The 15,917-nt window shown below is 67.7% G+C and carries 14 protein-coding genes; 11 read left to right on the top strand and 3 right to left on the bottom strand.

Going from position 1 to position 15,917, the window contains the following annotated elements; translation table 11 throughout:
- Positions 1 to 85: 85 nt before the first annotated feature.
- Positions 86 to 3,121, top strand: a complete 3,036-nt coding sequence (locus AIIKEEIJ_RS30745) for a Tn3 family transposase (RefSeq protein WP_161997248.1) — start codon at positions 86 to 88, stop codon at positions 3,119 to 3,121.
- A 126-nt stretch (positions 3,122 to 3,247) separates the two neighbouring features.
- On the opposite strand, the gene AIIKEEIJ_RS30740 is transcribed toward AIIKEEIJ_RS30745, so the two are convergent.
- Complete coding sequence (locus AIIKEEIJ_RS30740) at positions 3,248 to 3,835, bottom strand: TetR/AcrR family transcriptional regulator (RefSeq protein WP_011331219.1); 588 nt, start codon at positions 3,833 to 3,835, stop codon at positions 3,248 to 3,250.
- 101 nt (positions 3,836 to 3,936) lie between these two features.
- Here AIIKEEIJ_RS30740 and AIIKEEIJ_RS30735 point away from each other — a divergent pair, with 101 nt between their 5' ends.
- The 10 genes from AIIKEEIJ_RS30735 to AIIKEEIJ_RS30690 all read left to right on the top strand — a co-directional run bounded on the left by AIIKEEIJ_RS30735 (position 3,937) and on the right by AIIKEEIJ_RS30690 (position 14,457).
- Positions 3,937 to 4,803 carry a CoA transferase gene (locus AIIKEEIJ_RS30735; protein ID WP_011331218.1) on the top strand — a complete coding sequence of 289 codons (867 nt, stop codon included), beginning with the start codon at positions 3,937 to 3,939 and terminating at the stop codon, positions 4,801 to 4,803.
- On the top strand, positions 4,800 to 5,975 hold the full coding sequence (locus AIIKEEIJ_RS30730) for a thiolase family protein (RefSeq protein WP_011331217.1): 1,176 nt from the start codon (positions 4,800 to 4,802) through the stop codon (positions 5,973 to 5,975). The genes AIIKEEIJ_RS30735 and AIIKEEIJ_RS30730 overlap by 4 nt, the downstream gene beginning before the upstream one ends.
- A 7-nt stretch (positions 5,976 to 5,982) precedes the next feature.
- On the top strand, positions 5,983 to 7,650 hold the full coding sequence (locus tag AIIKEEIJ_RS30725; RefSeq protein WP_011331216.1) for a long-chain-fatty-acid--CoA ligase: 1,668 nt from the start codon (positions 5,983 to 5,985) through the stop codon (positions 7,648 to 7,650).
- Positions 7,647 to 8,435: an enoyl-CoA hydratase/isomerase family protein gene (locus AIIKEEIJ_RS30720; RefSeq protein ID WP_011331215.1), complete on the top strand. Its 789-nt coding sequence runs from the start codon at positions 7,647 to 7,649 to the stop codon at positions 8,433 to 8,435. Before AIIKEEIJ_RS30725 ends, AIIKEEIJ_RS30720 begins: the two co-directional genes overlap by 4 nt.
- Before the next feature lie 8 nt (positions 8,436 to 8,443).
- Positions 8,444 to 9,604, top strand: a complete 1,161-nt coding sequence (locus AIIKEEIJ_RS30715; RefSeq protein ID WP_011331214.1) for an acyl-CoA dehydrogenase family protein — start codon at positions 8,444 to 8,446, stop codon at positions 9,602 to 9,604.
- 91 nt (positions 9,605 to 9,695) lie between these two features.
- Positions 9,696 to 10,454, top strand: coding sequence for a 3-hydroxyacyl-CoA dehydrogenase (locus tag AIIKEEIJ_RS30710; protein WP_011331213.1), 759 nt, complete (start codon positions 9,696 to 9,698; stop codon positions 10,452 to 10,454).
- On the top strand, positions 10,451 to 10,951 hold the full coding sequence (locus tag AIIKEEIJ_RS30705; protein WP_011331212.1) for a MaoC family dehydratase: 501 nt from the start codon (positions 10,451 to 10,453) through the stop codon (positions 10,949 to 10,951). The genes AIIKEEIJ_RS30710 and AIIKEEIJ_RS30705 overlap by 4 nt, the downstream gene beginning before the upstream one ends.
- Positions 10,952 to 10,972: 21 nt before the next feature.
- Positions 10,973 to 12,127: an acetyl-CoA C-acetyltransferase gene (locus AIIKEEIJ_RS30700; RefSeq protein WP_011331211.1), complete on the top strand. Its 1,155-nt coding sequence runs from the start codon at positions 10,973 to 10,975 to the stop codon at positions 12,125 to 12,127.
- 4 nt (positions 12,128 to 12,131) lie between these two features.
- On the top strand, positions 12,132 to 12,893 hold the full coding sequence (locus tag AIIKEEIJ_RS30695; protein WP_011331210.1) for an enoyl-CoA hydratase: 762 nt from the start codon (positions 12,132 to 12,134) through the stop codon (positions 12,891 to 12,893).
- A gap of 28 nt (positions 12,894 to 12,921) precedes the next feature.
- Complete coding sequence (locus AIIKEEIJ_RS30690; protein ID WP_011331209.1) at positions 12,922 to 14,457, top strand: class I adenylate-forming enzyme family protein; 1,536 nt, start codon at positions 12,922 to 12,924, stop codon at positions 14,455 to 14,457.
- A 371-nt stretch (positions 14,458 to 14,828) separates the two neighbouring features.
- On the opposite strand, the gene AIIKEEIJ_RS30685 is transcribed toward AIIKEEIJ_RS30690, so the two are convergent.
- The gene (locus AIIKEEIJ_RS30685) at positions 14,829 to 15,407 is read right to left on the bottom strand and encodes a tyrosine-type recombinase/integrase (protein ID WP_202916944.1); all 579 of its coding nucleotides are present in this window, start codon (positions 15,405 to 15,407) and stop codon (positions 14,829 to 14,831) included.
- Positions 15,408 to 15,485: 78 nt separating this feature from the next.
- Positions 15,486 to 15,749, bottom strand: a complete 264-nt coding sequence (locus AIIKEEIJ_RS30680) for a hypothetical protein (RefSeq protein ID WP_225330463.1) — start codon at positions 15,747 to 15,749, stop codon at positions 15,486 to 15,488.
- Positions 15,750 to 15,917 lie beyond the last annotated feature (168 nt).

Raw genomic sequence — 15,917 nt, 5'->3', positions numbered from 1 at the left:
TGGGGGTCGGGGAGCAGATTGACGAAATCCGGCGCTAAGGGGCAATCGCCGAGCGACCTTGCGCTGTAGGTGATTTCATGTCGTCGTGACTGATGAGGGCGGCTATGGCCGGTTCGGTGCGTTGTCTCGGCAGGAGCTGGAGCGTTACTGCTACTTGGATGACGAGGACCGGCGGCTGATCGCTGCGCGGCGGCGCGACTACAACCGTCTGGGGTTCGCGGTGCAGGTGGTGACGGTGCGTCACCTGGGAATGTTCCTGGCTGATCCGCTGGATGTCCCGCCCGCGTTGATCGAGTATCTGGCCGAGCAGTTGGAGATCTCCGATCCGTCGATGGTGAAGCGGTACACCGATCGGGAGAAGACCAAGCTCGAACACGCCTGGGAAATCCAGCAGGTGTACGGACTCAAGCCGTTCGGCGAGATGGAGTCGGAGCTCACGTCGTGGATCGTCGACCAGGCGTGGATGACCGGCGACGGACCGAAGGCGATCTTCGGCGACGCAGTGACATGGCTGCGGAAGCGTCAGGCGCTGCTGCCGGGGATCACCACGTTGGAGCGGCTGATCGGCGACGGCCGCAACGCGGCGGACGCCCGGTTGTGGCGCCAGCTCGGCGAGCAGCTGACCTCGGAGTCCGCGTCTGCCTTGTTGCGGCTGCTGGAGGTTCCTGCGGAGGGCGGGCAGAAGGTCAGCGAGCTGGAGCGGCTGCGCAAGGGCGTGTTCAAGGCGTCGTCGAAGGGGATGCTCGCGGCGCTGCGCAGGGTTGTCGACCTGCAAGCGGTCGGGGTGGACAGCATCGACGTGAGGGCGATCCCGCCGCGTCGGTTGACGGGGTTGGCGACCTACGGGTTGGCGAGCAAGGCCGCCGCGCTGCGGCGGCTGCCCACGCGTGAGCAGCGCTTGGCGGTGCTGGCCGCGACGGTCGTTGTGTTGAGCGCGCGGGCGGTCGACGACGTGTTGGAGACCTTCGACATGTTGATGACGACGAAGCTTCTGTCCAAGGCCGAGCGGGAGTCTCGCGAGGAGAAGCTGCGTCGCTATCCGAGGGTGTCACGCAACGCAGGCAAGCTCGCGGCAGCGGTGAAGGTGCTGCTGGAGATGGTCGAGGTCAACCAGGACGTCGGGCTGGGCGTGGTGTTGGACATGATCGAGAAGACCGTCACCCGGGCCGAGTTGCGGCACGCGGTCCAGGCGGTCGACGAGCTGGTGCCCGCCGACGACGCGGAGCTGGATGGGCAGCGGTTGATCGAGTTGGCCGGCAAGTTCGCCACGGTCCGCCCGTTCCTGTCGATGCTGATGGACACGATCGAGTTCGGCGCGACCAGTGACGGCGCCGCCGTCCTGGCGGCAATGAAGACCCTCGCCGAGCTGCTGACATCCAGGTCGTCGGGCAAGATCCCGGCAAACCTGCTGGACGCCCGCAAGGTCGACCACGACTTGATCGTCGGCGCGTGGAAGCGCTTGATCTACACGCCGGGCCGACCGGAGGGCACCGTCGACCGGAACTCCTACACGATCTGCGTGTTGGAACAGTTCCACCGACACCTCAAGCACCGCAGCATCTTCGCGGTGCGTTCGTCGCGGTGGCGCGACCCGCGGGCGCACCTGCTGGCAGGCGAAGCCTGGGAGGCTGCGCGTGACGCCGGCATGAACGCGCTGGGCCTGCCCGCCGCGCCGACGCAGCTGCTGACCGATCGCGCGACGGCGTTGGAGACCGCTTATCGGGAGTTGGCCGCACGGCTGGGCGAGGACACCCCAGCCAGCATCGACGCCGACGGCAAACTGCACGTCGCCGCGCTGGACGCCAAGGCCGAGCCCGCGTCGCTGGTCGACCTGCGCCGCCGGGTGGAGGCGATGATCCCGCGTGTGGACCTGCCGGAACTGGTCACGGAGGTGATGAGCTGGCATCCCGGTTTCACCGAGGCGTTCACCCACACCTCGGGCAACGAGGCCCGCGTCGCCGACCTCGGCTTGTCGGTGGCGGCCGTGCTCTGTTCCTATGCGATGAACGTCGGGTTCAAACCGGTGACAACGCCTGGTGTCGACGCCCTGACCAGGGATCGGCTGCTGCACGTCGACCAGTGCTACGTGCGGGCCGAGACCATCGAGGCGGCCAACGCCGTGCTGGTCGACGCCCAGGCCGACATCCCCCTGGCCCAAGCGTGGGGCGGCGGGCTGGTCGCCTCGGTGGACGGGATGCGGTTCGTGGTGCCCGTGCGCACCCATAACGCCCGCCCGAACCCGAAGTACTTCGGCCGGAAACTGGGCATCACCTGGTTGAACATGCTCAACGACCAGTCCGCCGGGCTGGCAGGCAAGGTGCTGCGCGGAACACCTCGCGATTCGCTGCACACCATCGACGTGATCGTGTCCCAGCACGGCGGGCGGATTCCGGAGGTCATCATCACCGACACCGGGTCGTATTCCGACATCGTGTTCGGACTGCTGCATCTGATCGGCCGCCAGTACCGGCCGCAGCTGGCGAACCTGCCCGATCAGCGGTTGTGGCGCATCGACGCCCGAGCCGACTACGGGCCGCTGGACAAGGCGGCGCGCGGGGTGATCGACACCGCCAAGATCGCCGCGCACTGGGAGGACATGTGCCGGATCGCGGTGTCGATCCACTCCGGTGAGGTGTCGGCGCACGAGGTCACCAGGATGATCTCCCGCGACGGGCAGCCGACCGCGTTGGGCCAGGCCATCGCCCATTTCGGGCGGATCTTCAAGACCCTGCACATCCTGCGCCTGGCCGACGACGAACCTTACCGGCGCGAGGGCAAGGCCCAGTCCAATCTCGTCGAGGGTCGTCACGACCTGGCGCGCACGATCTATCACGGCCGCAAGGGCGAGATGACCCGCGCCTACTACGAGGGCATGGAAGACCAGCTCTCGGCGCTGGGATTGGTGCTCAATTGCGTCGTCGTGTGGAACACCGTCTACGAGAACCGCGCCCTCGCCGCGCTGCGAGCCGGCGGATACCCGGTGCTCGACACCGATGTCGAGCGATTGTCGGCGTTCGTGCGCGCCCACATCGGCATCGACGGGCACTACAGCTTCCACCTGCCCGACCCCAGCGGAGTTCACCGACCGCTGCGCGACCCGGACGCCGACGACGACGAGTAGCGCGAGTCGAAGGGTGGCGGATGACCGCTCAGGACCTGACGACGCATGTCGGCGGAAGTCTCTCCTGAGCCGCGAAACAGGCCACGGCCTGCACCTCTACCTCCGACCTGACCCAACAAACTACCGCTAGATTACGGTCACGGAGAGCGTCAGTTTGTCGCTGTGCGGCACGCCCGTCCGGTCGAGGAAGTCACACATGTCATCGATCATCGGCTGCATGAGCAGCTGCCCCAGCTGACGAACCATCAGCCCGATGACCTGTGAGGACTCGGATCGCCGTGTCGAGGTCTTGCCCGAATAGCGGAGTTTGGAGATCTCTCTGCGACTCAGGTCGGTCAGCCGCTCGAGTAACTCGCTCTTTCCCTGCGGATCGAGCACAGCGCGCCGGATGTAGTTCACCACCGTCGGATGCGTCGCGAGCATGTGCCGCACCGCCTCGTCTCGAGCGGCGGCGACCTGCGCTGGGGCGCCCTCGTCCGGCACAGAGGCGATCGCCAGAGCGTAATAGTCGACGACCAGTTGCTCGACGGCGACGCGTAGCCCGTCCTTGGTCTTGAAGTGGTGCTGCACCAATCCCACGGCGACCCCGGCGGCGGCGGCGACGGCGCGCATCGAGACGCGATCCTCGCCGCGCTCGGCGTAGAGGTCGAGCGCGGCGTTGCGAATGCGGGCCTTCGCGGTGAGGTCCTCGTCACTGGCGCGGGGGTCGGTCACAGAAATTGCCTCCTATCAGAGAAAAAAGCATACACCCTTGACATTAGACAGTACATGCGCATTAATGGCTATACATCAGTATAGTCAAAAAGGGGTTGATGATGTCGCAGTCGAGTTCGCTGCAGGGCGTGCAGGTGGTGTCGCTCGCGATCAATCTGCCGGGCCCGCTCGCCGCCGCGCGGCTACGGGCGCTGGGCGCCACCGTCACCAAGATCGAACCGCCGGCCGGCGACCCGCTGCGGGCCGTGGCGCCGACGTGGTACGACGAGCTCACTGTGGGCCAGCGGGTCGTGACCCTCGACCTCAAGGACCCCGCTGATCGGGCGGTGGCGGCGCGCGAGCTGTCGCGTGCCGACCTGATGCTCACCGCCATGCGCCCCTCGGCGCTGGTCAAGCTCGGCCTGGACGAGTTGACCGCGGCGAATCCGCACCTGTCGCATATCGAGATCGTCGGGCACGACGGGATCGCGGCGGAGCAGCCCGGCCATGACCTGACGTACCAGGCCCTGCACGGCACTCTCCAGCCGCCGACGATGCCGACCGTCCCGGTGGCCGACCTGCTCGGCGCCGAGCGCGCCGTGTCCGCGGCCCTGCTCGCCCTGCGCGTGGCCGCGGAGTCCGGCGTGGGACACCGCGAGCGGGTCGTCCTCGAACAGGCGGCCGCCGACGCCGGCGCCGCAGTTCGGCACGGTCTGATGGGAGCGGGCGCGCCGCTCGGCGGGGCGCATCCCGGTTACCGGATCTACTCCAGCTCCGACGGCCACGTCGCGCTGGCCGCGCTCGAGCCGCACTTCTGGGAGCGCGCCCGCGCCGGTCTCGGTGTCGAGGGCACCCAGGAGGAGCTCGAGCAGACGTTTCTTTCCAAGCCGACGCGCGAATGGGAGGAGGTCGCGAAGCGCCTCGACATTCCCCTGATCGGAATCCGCGATTCGGCACCCCGTAATTCAGCACAAGGAGCTTTGTCATGAGTGTTCGCGAGGCCGTTATCGTCGGCGCGGTCCGGACCCCGGTCGGCCGTCGCGGAGGGATCCTCAGCGCATGGCATCCGGTGGACCTGCTCGGGCAGACGCTGCGGGAGCTTGTGGCCCGCGCCGGCGTCGACCCCGCCGCGATCGAGGACGTCATCACCGGCTGCGTCATCCAGCACGATGTCCAGTCGGGCAATCTCGGCCGCCACGCGGTGCTCGCCGCCGGGCTGCCCGAGTCGGTCCCCGCGGTGACGATCGACCGCCAGTGCGGTTCAGGGCAGCAGGCGGTCAGCTTCGCCGCCCAGGCGGTGATGGCGGGTTCCCACGACCTGGTGATCGCCTGCGGCGTCGAGTCGATGTCACGGGTGCCGATGCCTCCGGCGTTCCTGCCCGGCGCGCCGCTCGGCCCGCAGTACAGCCCGCGCGAACTCGACCGCTACGACGGTGGGCTGATGGCGCAGGGCCCGTCGTCGGAGCTGATGAACGAGAGGTTCGACCTGAGCCGAGCGGCGTTGGACGCGTTCAGCGCTCGCAGCCACGAGCGGGCGCACGCCGCGACGCGGGCCGGGAAGTTCCGCGACCAGATGGTGCCGATCACCGCCGACCCCGACGACCCGACCGGTCCGGTCATCGACTCGGACGAGGGCATCCGCGAGCACATCGACCCCGCCAAGATGGCGAGCCTGAAAGCCGTGTTCGGCGCCGACGGGCGGACCACGGCGGCCAACTCCTCGCAGATCAGCGACGGCGCGGCCGCGCTGCTGATCGCCGACCGCGAGTACGCCGAGCGCAACGGCCTCATCCCACGCGCCCGGTTCCGCGCGCTGTCGGTCGCCGCCGCCGACCCGATCATCCAGTTCACCGCGATCCTCGACGCCGCCCACAAGGCGCTCGGCCGAAGCGGGTTGGCCGTCGAGGAGATCGACCTGTTCGAGGTCAACGAGGCCTTCGCCGGTGTGCCGCTGATCTTCCAACGGGAATTCGGCGTCCCGGACGACAAGCTGAACGTCAACGGCGGCTCCGTCGCCCTCGGCCACCCGCTGGGCTCGACCGGAGCCCGGATGCTCACCGACCTGCTCTGCGAACTCGAACGCTCCGGCAAGAGGTTCGGCTTGCAGACCGTCTGCGAGGCCACCGGCACCGCGAACGCCACCATCATCGAACGCATCTGAGGACGTCATGAGCCACGAGATCGTGAGGGGCCTGCCCTCCACCCACGGCGACCACTATCAACTCAACACCACCACCATCATCCGGCACGCCGCGCGCACCTATCCCGAGCAGGAGATCGTGTACCGCACCGCGGACGGCGGCTGGGACCGGTACACCTACGCCGATGCCTACGCGCGAATCCAACGAAGTGCCAATGCACTTCGCTCGATCGGCGTCGGGCCGGGCGATGTGGTCGGGATCCTCGACTGGAACAGCAAGCGGCACTACGAGCTGTACTGGGCGATTCCCGGCCTCGCTGCCGTGATGTTGCAGATGAACCTGCGTTTGGCGCCAGAGGATCTCGCTTACGTCACCGGACACAGTGATGCATCGGTGGTCCTCATCGACGAGTCGCTGCTTCCGGTTGCCGAGGCGCTGGCACCGCATACGCCGAACGTGAAGACGTGGGTGGTGATGACCGATAAGCCGCTGGCCGACATCACCACCACGCTCCCGCACGCGGTGCACTGGGAGGACCTGCTCGCGGACGCCGGCCCGGAGATCGACTGGCCGGTCATCGACGAAACCTCCTCCTACAGCGCGTGTTACACCACCGGCACCACCGGCAGGCCCAAGGGCATCTACTACTCGCATCGCGGCATCTACCTGCACACCCTCGCCGAGGTCGCCGGACTCGGGATGAGCAGCGACGATGCCGTCATGCTCATCACGCCGATGTTCCACGGCCAGGGCTGGGGCCTACCCCAGGCGGCCGCCTACAGTGCCGCAAAAATCGTGCTGCCCGGTCGCTACATCGCCGAGGACACATCCGTCCTCGTGGACGCGATGATCGCGGAGCAAGTCACCGTCGCAAACGGTGCGCCGGCGATCTTCCAGCCCATGATGAACTACATCAAGACGCTTGCGGTCGCACCGGACTTCTCCCGCGCGCGGCTGCTGTCCGGTGCCACCGAGCCGCCGCTGTCGCTGATGCGCGACTTCCACGACATCACTGGAGCCGACGTCATCCACGCCTACGGCGCCACCGAGACCACCCCTCTGGTCGCGGTGAACCGGGGACTGAAGCCCTCGCTGCGCGGTGTGATCTCGGACGAGGAGAAGTGGGATCTCAAGCGTAAGCAGGGTTTGCCGGTCAACGGCATCGACATCCGGATCGTCGACGCGGAAGGCAACGATCTCCCGCACGACGGCACGAGTCAGGGTGAAGTGCTGCTGCGCGGACCGTGGATCATCGAGCGCTATCACAAGCTCGACGACGACGCCGACAAGTTCCTCGACGGGTATTGGCGTAGCGGCGATGTCGGGACCATCGACCCGAATGGTTACTTGAAGATCACCGACCGGATCAAGGACGTGGTCAAGTCGGGTGGCGAATGGATTTCCTCCATCGACATGGAGAACGCACTCGTTGCCCATCCGAAGATCGCCGAGGCGGCCGTCATCGGCGTCCCGCACCCGAAGTGGCAGGAGCGTCCAGTAGCACTCGTCGTGACGACCGACGGGCAGGAACTTCCACTGTCGGAGATCCACGAATTGCTCGCCGATGCATTCGCCAAATGGCAATTGCCCGAGACCGTCCTGTATCTGGACCAGCTGCCCCGCACCAGCGTCGGCAAGCTCGACAAGAAGGCCATGCGCGCCGCGCACACCAACGTCTACGAGGACGTCCGATGAACCCCGACAACGCCCCGCTACGCACGGCCCGCGACAGCCACCTCCTGATCCTGGAGATCAACCGGCCCAAGGCTCGCAACAGTCTGAACGAGGCGGTGCTCACCGCCTTGAACACCGAGCTCGTCGCGGCTCGGCACGACGACGAGATCCGTGCCATCGTGCTCACCGGCGCCGGCGGGATCTTCTGCGCCGGAGCCGACATCACCAATTTCGACGCCATTCGCGACCAGTCGCTGCTCGGCGATCGAGCCGCGCTGGGCGGCACCATCTGGGCCGACCTGGGCCGATTCCCGAAGCCGGTCCTCGCTGCGGTCGAGGGCCTCGCACTCGGCGGCGGCTGCGAGTTGGCGCTTGCCTGCGACATCGTCATCGCCGGCGAATCCGCCAAGTTCGGTGTCCCGGAGGTGAAGCTCGGCGTGATCCCGGGCGGCGGCGGAACCCAGCGCCTGATTCAGGCCGTCGGCAAGTCCAAGGCGATGGCCCTACTGCTCACCGGCGACTTCCTGTCCGCACAGCGGGCGTGCGCGGCCGGCATCGTCGCCGAGACCGTCCCGGACGGCACCGCCCTCGAAGCGGCGGTCGCCATGGCGCAGCGGATCGCCGCCAACTCACCGCTCGCGGTGGCGCTGGCCAAGGATGCCGCCCTCCAGGCCCTGGAAACCTCTCTGGCGCAAGGACTCGAGCACGAGAAGCGCAACTTTCACGTTGCCATCCATTCCGCCGACAGCCGCGAGGGCCAGGCCGCGTTCCTCGCCAAGCGCGCCCCCGAATTCACCGGAAAGTAGGACCGATCATGAGCGAGCTGTTCCCCGATTACCGCTCCCCGTGGGAGACCGACGATCAGGCGCTGCTGCGTAAGCACGCCGCCGAGTTCTTCCGCAAGGAAGCCACCCCGAACCAGGACCGTTGGGCCGCGCAGCACCAGGTCGACCGCGAGTTCTGGACCAAGGCCGGCGCCGCGGGACTGCTGTGCCTCGACATCGCCGAAGAATACGGCGGCGGGGGCGGCAACTTCGGCCACGAGGCGATCGTGCAGCAGGAGATCGCCTACGCCCACGACACCGCGTTCGGCTTCGCCGTGCACTCGACGATCGTCGCGCACTACATCGCCGCCTATGCCACCGAGGACCAGAAGAAGCGCTGGCTATCGAAATGTGCGAGCGGTGAGAGCGTCCTCGCCATTGCGATGACCGAACCCGGCACCGGCTCGGACCTGCAGGCCGTACGGACCACCGCGGTTCGCGACGGCGGCCACTACGTGATCAACGGCTCGAAGACGTTCATCTCGAACGCGTCGCACTGCGACCTGCTCGTCATCGTCGCCAAAACGGACCCGAGCCAAGGTTCCAAGGGTATCTCGCTGCTCGTCGCGGAGACGGAGAATCTTCCGGGGTTCGAGCGTGGGCGGGTGCTGGACAAGATCGGCCAGCACGGCCAGGACACCCGCGAGTTGTCGTTCACCGACATGCGGGTGCCGGCAGCGAATCTGCTCGGCGGCGTCGAGGGGCAGGGCTTCTACCAGCTGATGGGTCAGCTGCAGCGTGAGCGGCTGATCCTCGGTGTCGGCGGTGTCGCGGTGGCCGAGGCCGCGGTGGCGGAGAGCATCAGGTACGCCAAGGAACGTCACGCCTTCGGCAAGCCGATCCTGAACTTCCAGAACACGAAGTTCGTACTCGCCGAGTGCAAGACCGACGTGCTGGCCGGCAAGACCCTGATGGACCACTGCATCCAGCGTCACCTCGACGGCACCCTCGACGCGGCGACCGCGTCGATGGCCAAGCTGTGGGGCAGCGACAAGCAGTGCGAGATCGTCGACCGCTGCCTGCAGGTCTTCGGTGGCTACGGCTACATGATGGAGTACCCGATCGCGCAGATGTACGCCGCTTCCCGCGTGCAGAAGATCTACGGCGGCACCAACGAGATCATGAAGGAACTCATCGGCCGCGCCTTATGAGGTTGACCTTCGCGCAGTGACACCACTGCGTCAGTCACACCTCACTTTGTCAAAAACCCGATGTTCTCAACCTATTTCGTCAGGAGTATTCATGCATATCACCGGAACCAACGCACTCGTCACCGGCGGAGCCTCGGGCCTCGGACTGGCCACCGTCACCGCCCTCGCCAAGTCGGGCGCCCGGGTAATCGCCGTCGACCTGCCCACCGCGAACACGGATGCGCTGGCTGCTCTCGGCGACACCGTGGAATTCGCTCCGGCGGATGTCACCGACGAGGCCGCGGTCACCGAGGCGGTCGAGCGCGCCAACGCGGAGTCCTCACTGCGAATCACCGTGAACTGCGCCGGCATCGGCAACGCCGTCAAGACCGTCGGTAAGAACGGACCGTTCCCGCTGGCCGAATTCGAGAAGATCGTCAAGGTCAACCTGACCGGAACCTTCAACGTCATCCGCCTCGCCGCGCACGCGATGTCGCAGAACGAGCCCGTCGACGGCGAGCGCGGCGTGATCGTCAACACCGCCTCGGTCGCGGCCTTCGACGGGCAGATCGGACAGGCCGCGTACTCGGCATCGAAGGGCGGGATCGTCGGCGCCACCCTGCCGATCGCCCGCGACCTGGCGTCGCTGCTGATCCGGGTGAACACCATCGCGCCCGGCCTGTTCAAGACCCCGCTGCTGGGCACGCTGCCCGAGGCGGCTCAGATTTCGCTGGGACAGCAGGTGCCGCACCCGAACCGGCTCGGCGACCCCGCCGAGTACGCGCAGCTGGTCGAGGCGATCGTGACCAACCCGATGCTCAACGGCGAAACCATCCGCCTCGACGGCGCGATCCGCATGGCGCCGCGGTGAAACCCGTCGGCGTGCAGGTGGGATCGCACCATGAGCACACACGCCTTGTATACGCCGAGGACCTGGGCATCGGCCAGCGTTTCGACTTGGGCTCACACACGGTGACCGAGGCCGAACTCGTCGACTTCGCCACCCACTGGGATCCCCAGTGGTTTCACATCGACCGGGCGGCGGCGCAGGACGGCCAGTTCGGTGGCCTGATCGCCAGTGGAATCCACACGTTGGCGATCCTGCAACGGCTGACATTCGACGCAGTGGGGCACAGCTGGGCGGCCATTGCCGGGCGCGGCATCCGAGATCTGCGGTTCCGCCGTCCCGTGCGTCCAGGAGACGTGCTGACCGGCACCGTCGTCATCGACGACATCCAGTTCGACGACCGGGCACGCGCCCTCGTCACCACCGAGAGCACCGTGGTCGACAGCGAAGGCCGCGTCGTGCTGACCGTCCTGCTCGACGCCTACCTGCACTCGCGCACACGTCAACCATCGACCACCTGAGACGACGATTCGGAGACATCAATGCCAGAGGCATACATCATCGACGCGGCACGCACCCCGGTAGGCCGCCGCCGCGGCGCACTGGCCGCCGCACACCCGGTCGACCTCGCGGCCCATGTGATCGGCGCACTCGTCGAACGCAACGGTGTCGACCCCGCGTCGGTCGACGACGTGATCCTCGGCTGCCTGGACAACATCGGTCCGCAGGCGGGCGATATCGCCCGCACCGCGGCCCTCGCTGCGGGCCTGCCCGAGACAGTGCCCGGCGTGACCATCGACCGCCAGTGCGGATCCTCGCAACAGGCTGTACATTTCGCCGCGCAGGCCGTGATGAGCGGCACCGCCGACCTCATCGTCGCGGGCGGGGTGCAGAACATGAGCCAGATCCCACTGATGTCGTCGGTCACCGCGGGCGAGGCGTTCGGCGTGCGCGACCCCTACTCGGGCTCGACGAGGTGGCGGGCCCGCTACGGGGACGAGACGATCTCGCAGTTCCGCGGCGCCGAGATGATCGCCGAAAAGTGGGGAATCGACCGGGAGGCGATGGAGCAGTACGCCCTGGAAAGCCACCGCCGGGCGCTGCAGGCGATCGCCGGCGGACGCTTCGCCGCCGAGATCCTCCCCTACCAGCAGATGACGACCGACGAAGGACCGCGCGCCGACACCACACCGGAGAAGATGGCCGCCCTGCCGAGCCTCACGCCGGGGGGGCGCTTGAGCGCCGCGGTCGCCAGCCAGATCTCCGACGGCGCCTCGGGCATGCTCATCGCCTCCGCCGAGGCGGTACGCCGCCACGACCTGGCTCCGCGGGCCCGGATCCATCACCTGACCGTGCTCGGCGCCGATCCGGTCATGATGCTCGCCGCACCGATCCCCGCCACCGAACGGGCACTCGAGCGGACCGGCATGCGCATCGACGACTTCGACGTGTTCGAGGTCAACGAGGCGTTCGCCCCGGTCGTGATGGCGTGGTTGCAGGAGACCGGCGCCGACCCGGAGCGGGTGAACCCCAACGGCGGCGCCATCGCTCTCGGCCACCCGATCGGCGCCACCGGCACCCGGCTGATGACCACCATGCTGCACGAACTCGAACGCTCCGGCGGACGCTACGGGTTGCAGACCATGTGCGAGGGCGGCGGACAAGCCAACGTCACCATCATCGAGCGGCTCGGCTGATCCGATGACCCCGACCGCTATCCGGACCGTCCGCACCGGCCGCCTGCTTCACATCACGATCGACCGGCCCGGCCGCATGAACGCCCTCGGCGTCGACGACCTGGTCGCACTCGACACCGCGATCAGCGGGGCGGAAGCGACCGGTGCCCGCGCGATCGTGCTCACCGGCGCGGGAAGAGCCTTCTGCACGGGAGCGGATCTGACCGCGGTGACGGGCGAGGAACCCGAGGTGGTGATGGACGCCGCGAACCGGGTGATCCGCGGCATCGTCTCCGCGCCGGTCCCCGTCATCGCCGCCGTCAACGGCCCCGCGGTCGGGTACGGAGTGGCGCTCGCCTGCGCCGCAGACCTCACCTACGCCGCCGAAAGCGCGTATTTCCTGTTGTCGTTCACCAGCATCGGGCTGATGCCCGACGGCGGCGCGACCGCGCTCGTCGCCGCGGCGATCGGCCGGGCGCGGGCTACAGAATTAGCGCTGCTCGGGCAGCGGCTTTCCGCCACCGACGCCGCCCAGACCGGCTTGGTGGCCCGGATCCTGCCGGATGACCAGCTCGCGGCCCATGTCGAGGCCGTCGCCGGCACGCTGGGAGCCGGGCCGCGGCGCGCCCTCGAACTGACCAGACGGGCGCTCGCCGCGTCCACCCTGGGCCACCTCGACCACGCCCTCGAGCGTGAACGAGCCGGACAGATCGAACTCATCGGCACACCGGATTTCGCCGAGGGCGCCGACGCCGTCCTCACCAAACGTCCCCCCACATTTGCTTAGCAGACCACCCGCCGATCATAGGAGAATCATGGCAACCCTTGGTGGACAACTGACATTGAACGCACGCCGCCACCCGGACCGGCCCGCGCTGATCTTCGAGGGCGTCGAGCGCAGCTACGGGCAGCTCGACCGGGAAATCAACCAGTACGCCAACGCGCTGCTGTCCCTCGGCGTGCAGAAGGGCGACCGCGTGGCGGTGCTGTCGCCGAACTCCGACCGCTTCCTCCTCGCGCTGTACGGCGCGTTCAAGGTCGGCGCGATCGTCTCCCCGTTCAACCCGCGGTCCACGGCCCGGGAGCTGGCGTATCTGCTCGAGGACTCCGGCGCGTCGGTGCTGCTGTTCGGTGGGGACACCGTCGCGGCGGTGCGGGACCTGGCCAAGCTGGAGCAGGCGCCCGCTGCCCCGGCGCTTTCGCTGGACGGCGCGGACGGCTTCGACGATTTCGTCCAGCTGGCGTCCTCCATGCCGGACAGCGACCCACAGGTCGAGGTGCGCGAGGACGACGACTGCATGATCATCTACACCTCCGGCACCACCGGGAAACCGAAGGGTGCGCTGTTCGATCACCACCGGCTGCTGTGGGTCGGCCACGCGGTGTCCTCGCTCGGCGTCAACTCCTTCGACCGGAACCTGCACGTGGCACCGATGTACCACTGCGCCGAACTGGTGCTGTTCGTGCTCAGCGGCTTCTCGATGGGCACCACCCACGTCGTGTTGCCGGCATTCGAGCCCGCCGCCGTCCTCGACGCCCTCGAGCGATACCGGATCACCGTCTTCCTCGGTGTTCCCACCATGTATCAGATGATGTTGACGGTCCCCGACCTCGAGCGGCGCGACCTCTCGCACTGGCGGCTCGGCTTCTTCGGGGCGGCACCGATGCCGCCGACTGCGGTCGCGAAACTCGTGACGACCTTCCCGGACGTCGGCTTCTTCCAGCTGTGCGGGCCGACCGAGGGTGGCCCCACCGGCATCTACTCCACGCCTGACGAGGTCGCCGTCCGTCCCGATGCGACGGGACGCTGGCCGATCACGAATGCCGAGTTCCGGCTGGTCGATCCGGATGGCAACGATGTCCCGACGGGGATGACCGGCGAGATCATCCTGCGCGGCGAGACCATCATGAAGGGCTACTGGAACAAGCCCGAGGCCACCGCCGAGACCATCCGAGACGGGTGGCTGCACACCGGGGACCTCGCCGTCCGCGACGCCGACGGTTTCATCACGATCGTCGACCGGCTCAAGGACATGATCATCACCGGCGGCCGCAACGTCTACTCGATCGAGGTCGAGAACGCCCTCGCGGGGCACCCCGACGTCCAGGACGTTGCCGTCGTCGGCCTGGACCACGCCACATTCGGGGAGACCATCGTCGCGATCGTGACCCCGGTTCCCGGTCGCGAGGTGACCCTCGAGGAGCTGCGGACGTACGCCGCCGAATACGTCGCGGACTACAAACTGCCGCGCGATCTGATCGTCCGTGACATCCCGCGCAACCCTTCCGGCAAGATCCTCAAACACGTTCTCCGCAGTGAGATTCGGGACGACTCCGCGCAACGCACGTAGACCGACGGACGACTCCGGCACATTCGAGTTCCCGGGAACCACGACGCCGTCCATATCCGATACGGCCTGACCGAAGCCGCGCTCCCGCGCGCTCATCTCCCACGGCTGTTCCAACCCCGGCGAGGTCTCGCGCGACCTCACGGCCCTACTCTCGGCCGTGCCCCCGCCGGATCCGACAAACACCACGACCACGCACGCCCGGCAGCGGCTATGAGTTCCCGGACGCGGAAGACCACACCCATCGACGGTGCCGCACTTGATTGGTCTCTTTCGGCCCCCCTCGAGCAGATGCGCTCGGGCCGAACAGTCAAGGTGCTGAACAAGATACGCAGACACGCGCCGGAACTCGTCACCGTCAGCTACTGAGAGATTCAGCGGGAGCGCCGCCGCGCAGCGGGATCGGTCTCGGCCTGCCAGCGCCCCAGCGCCTCGGCGGAGACCTTCGCGTATTTGACCAGGCTGCGCACCGAGGTGTGTCCGCTCAACGCCATCAGCATCGGCGTGGAAGCGCCCTTCTCTGCGGCGTGGGTCAGTCGCGAGTGCCGCAGCTGGTGCAGCGTGAACGGTCCGCGTCGCATCCCTTCGGTGTGCTCCTCGAGGAGCGTCGCGGCGCGGCGGTAGGAAAGTCGGGCGCGGCCGGTCGAGTTGTCGGTGTCGGTCTTGGCGACCGACGGCTTGGCTTTGCGGTCGGTCAGGAACAGCGGCCCGGACTTCCGTCCGGCGATCAGCCGGGGCAGCGGCCGTGCGGTGCCGGTCTGCCAATAGATCACCTCGCGGGCGCCGCCCTTGCGGGTGACCGTGGCGCATCGGTTCACGGTGTCCAGGTCCTCGATGTCGAGATTCAGGATCTCCTCCGCCCGCGCGGCGGACTCATACAGCATCGACCAGAACACCCGCTCGCGCAGGGCCGCGTCCATGCCCAGCAGCTCCGCAACCTCGGCGGCGGTCATCGCCTTGCTGTTGTCCGGCGCACTCGGCCGCGCCCGCAGGCGCGACACCGGATCGCCGGTCAGCCACTGTTGATCGCGTCAGTAGGCGCACGCCGCCGACACCGCGGTCAGCCGGAGGTTGTAGGTCTTGGGGGCCTTGTCGCCCCACACGTAGTCGAACCACCCCGACACCCGATCCGGGTTCAACAACCCGACATCGCCGTCCGCGCCGAAGTCGCGCACCATCCGATCCAACGCCGAGGCGTAGGCGCGGCGGGTGTTCACCGCCGCGATCGTGCCCAGAAAGGTCCGCGTCGCGTCCGCCAGCCGGATCCCGGCGGCCCGCGCCGGTAGCGAGCTCACCGATCCCACCCCGACCGCCCTTCAGCACTACGGCAGATAGTTTCCGGAGTCGCCCATCTCCGGAACGACCATCGCGGCAGGACGACTCACGAGTTACGGCAGATAGTACGCTACTATCTGCCGTAAATCCTTAGCGCCGGATTTCGAGAATCTGCTCCCCGACCCCCG

Source organism: Rhodococcus sp. YH1 (assembly GCF_009939605.1).
Taxonomy (GTDB): domain Bacteria; phylum Actinomycetota; class Actinomycetes; order Mycobacteriales; family Mycobacteriaceae; genus Rhodococcus; species Rhodococcus aetherivorans.
The sequence above is the reverse complement of the archived record's forward strand: the minus strand, read 5'-3'. Positions and strand labels throughout refer to the sequence as shown.

What these genes read in the sequence shown, in the direction of transcription:
- AIIKEEIJ_RS30700 (WP_011331211.1), top strand. Translation starts at nt 10,973, where the DNA reads ATGCCAGAGGCATACATCATCGACGCGGCACGCACCCCGGTAGGCCGC.
- AIIKEEIJ_RS30695 (WP_011331210.1), top strand. Translation starts at nt 12,132, where the DNA reads ATGACCCCGACCGCTATCCGGACCGTCCGCACCGGCCGCCTGCTTCAC.
- AIIKEEIJ_RS30730 (WP_011331217.1), top strand. Translation starts at nt 4,800, where the DNA reads ATGAGTGTTCGCGAGGCCGTTATCGTCGGCGCGGTCCGGACCCCGGTC.
- AIIKEEIJ_RS30710 (WP_011331213.1), top strand. Translation starts at nt 9,696, where the DNA reads ATGCATATCACCGGAACCAACGCACTCGTCACCGGCGGAGCCTCGGGC.
- AIIKEEIJ_RS30685 (WP_202916944.1), bottom strand. Translation starts at nt 15,407, where the DNA reads ATGACCGCCGCCGAGGTTGCGGAGCTGCTGGGCATGGACGCGGCCCTG.
- AIIKEEIJ_RS30715 (WP_011331214.1), top strand. Translation starts at nt 8,444, where the DNA reads ATGAGCGAGCTGTTCCCCGATTACCGCTCCCCGTGGGAGACCGACGAT.
- AIIKEEIJ_RS30720 (WP_011331215.1), top strand. Translation starts at nt 7,647, where the DNA reads ATGAACCCCGACAACGCCCCGCTACGCACGGCCCGCGACAGCCACCTC.
- AIIKEEIJ_RS30735 (WP_011331218.1), top strand. Translation starts at nt 3,937, where the DNA reads ATGTCGCAGTCGAGTTCGCTGCAGGGCGTGCAGGTGGTGTCGCTCGCG.
- AIIKEEIJ_RS30725 (WP_011331216.1), top strand. Translation starts at nt 5,983, where the DNA reads ATGAGCCACGAGATCGTGAGGGGCCTGCCCTCCACCCACGGCGACCAC.
- AIIKEEIJ_RS30690 (WP_011331209.1), top strand. Translation starts at nt 12,922, where the DNA reads ATGGCAACCCTTGGTGGACAACTGACATTGAACGCACGCCGCCACCCG.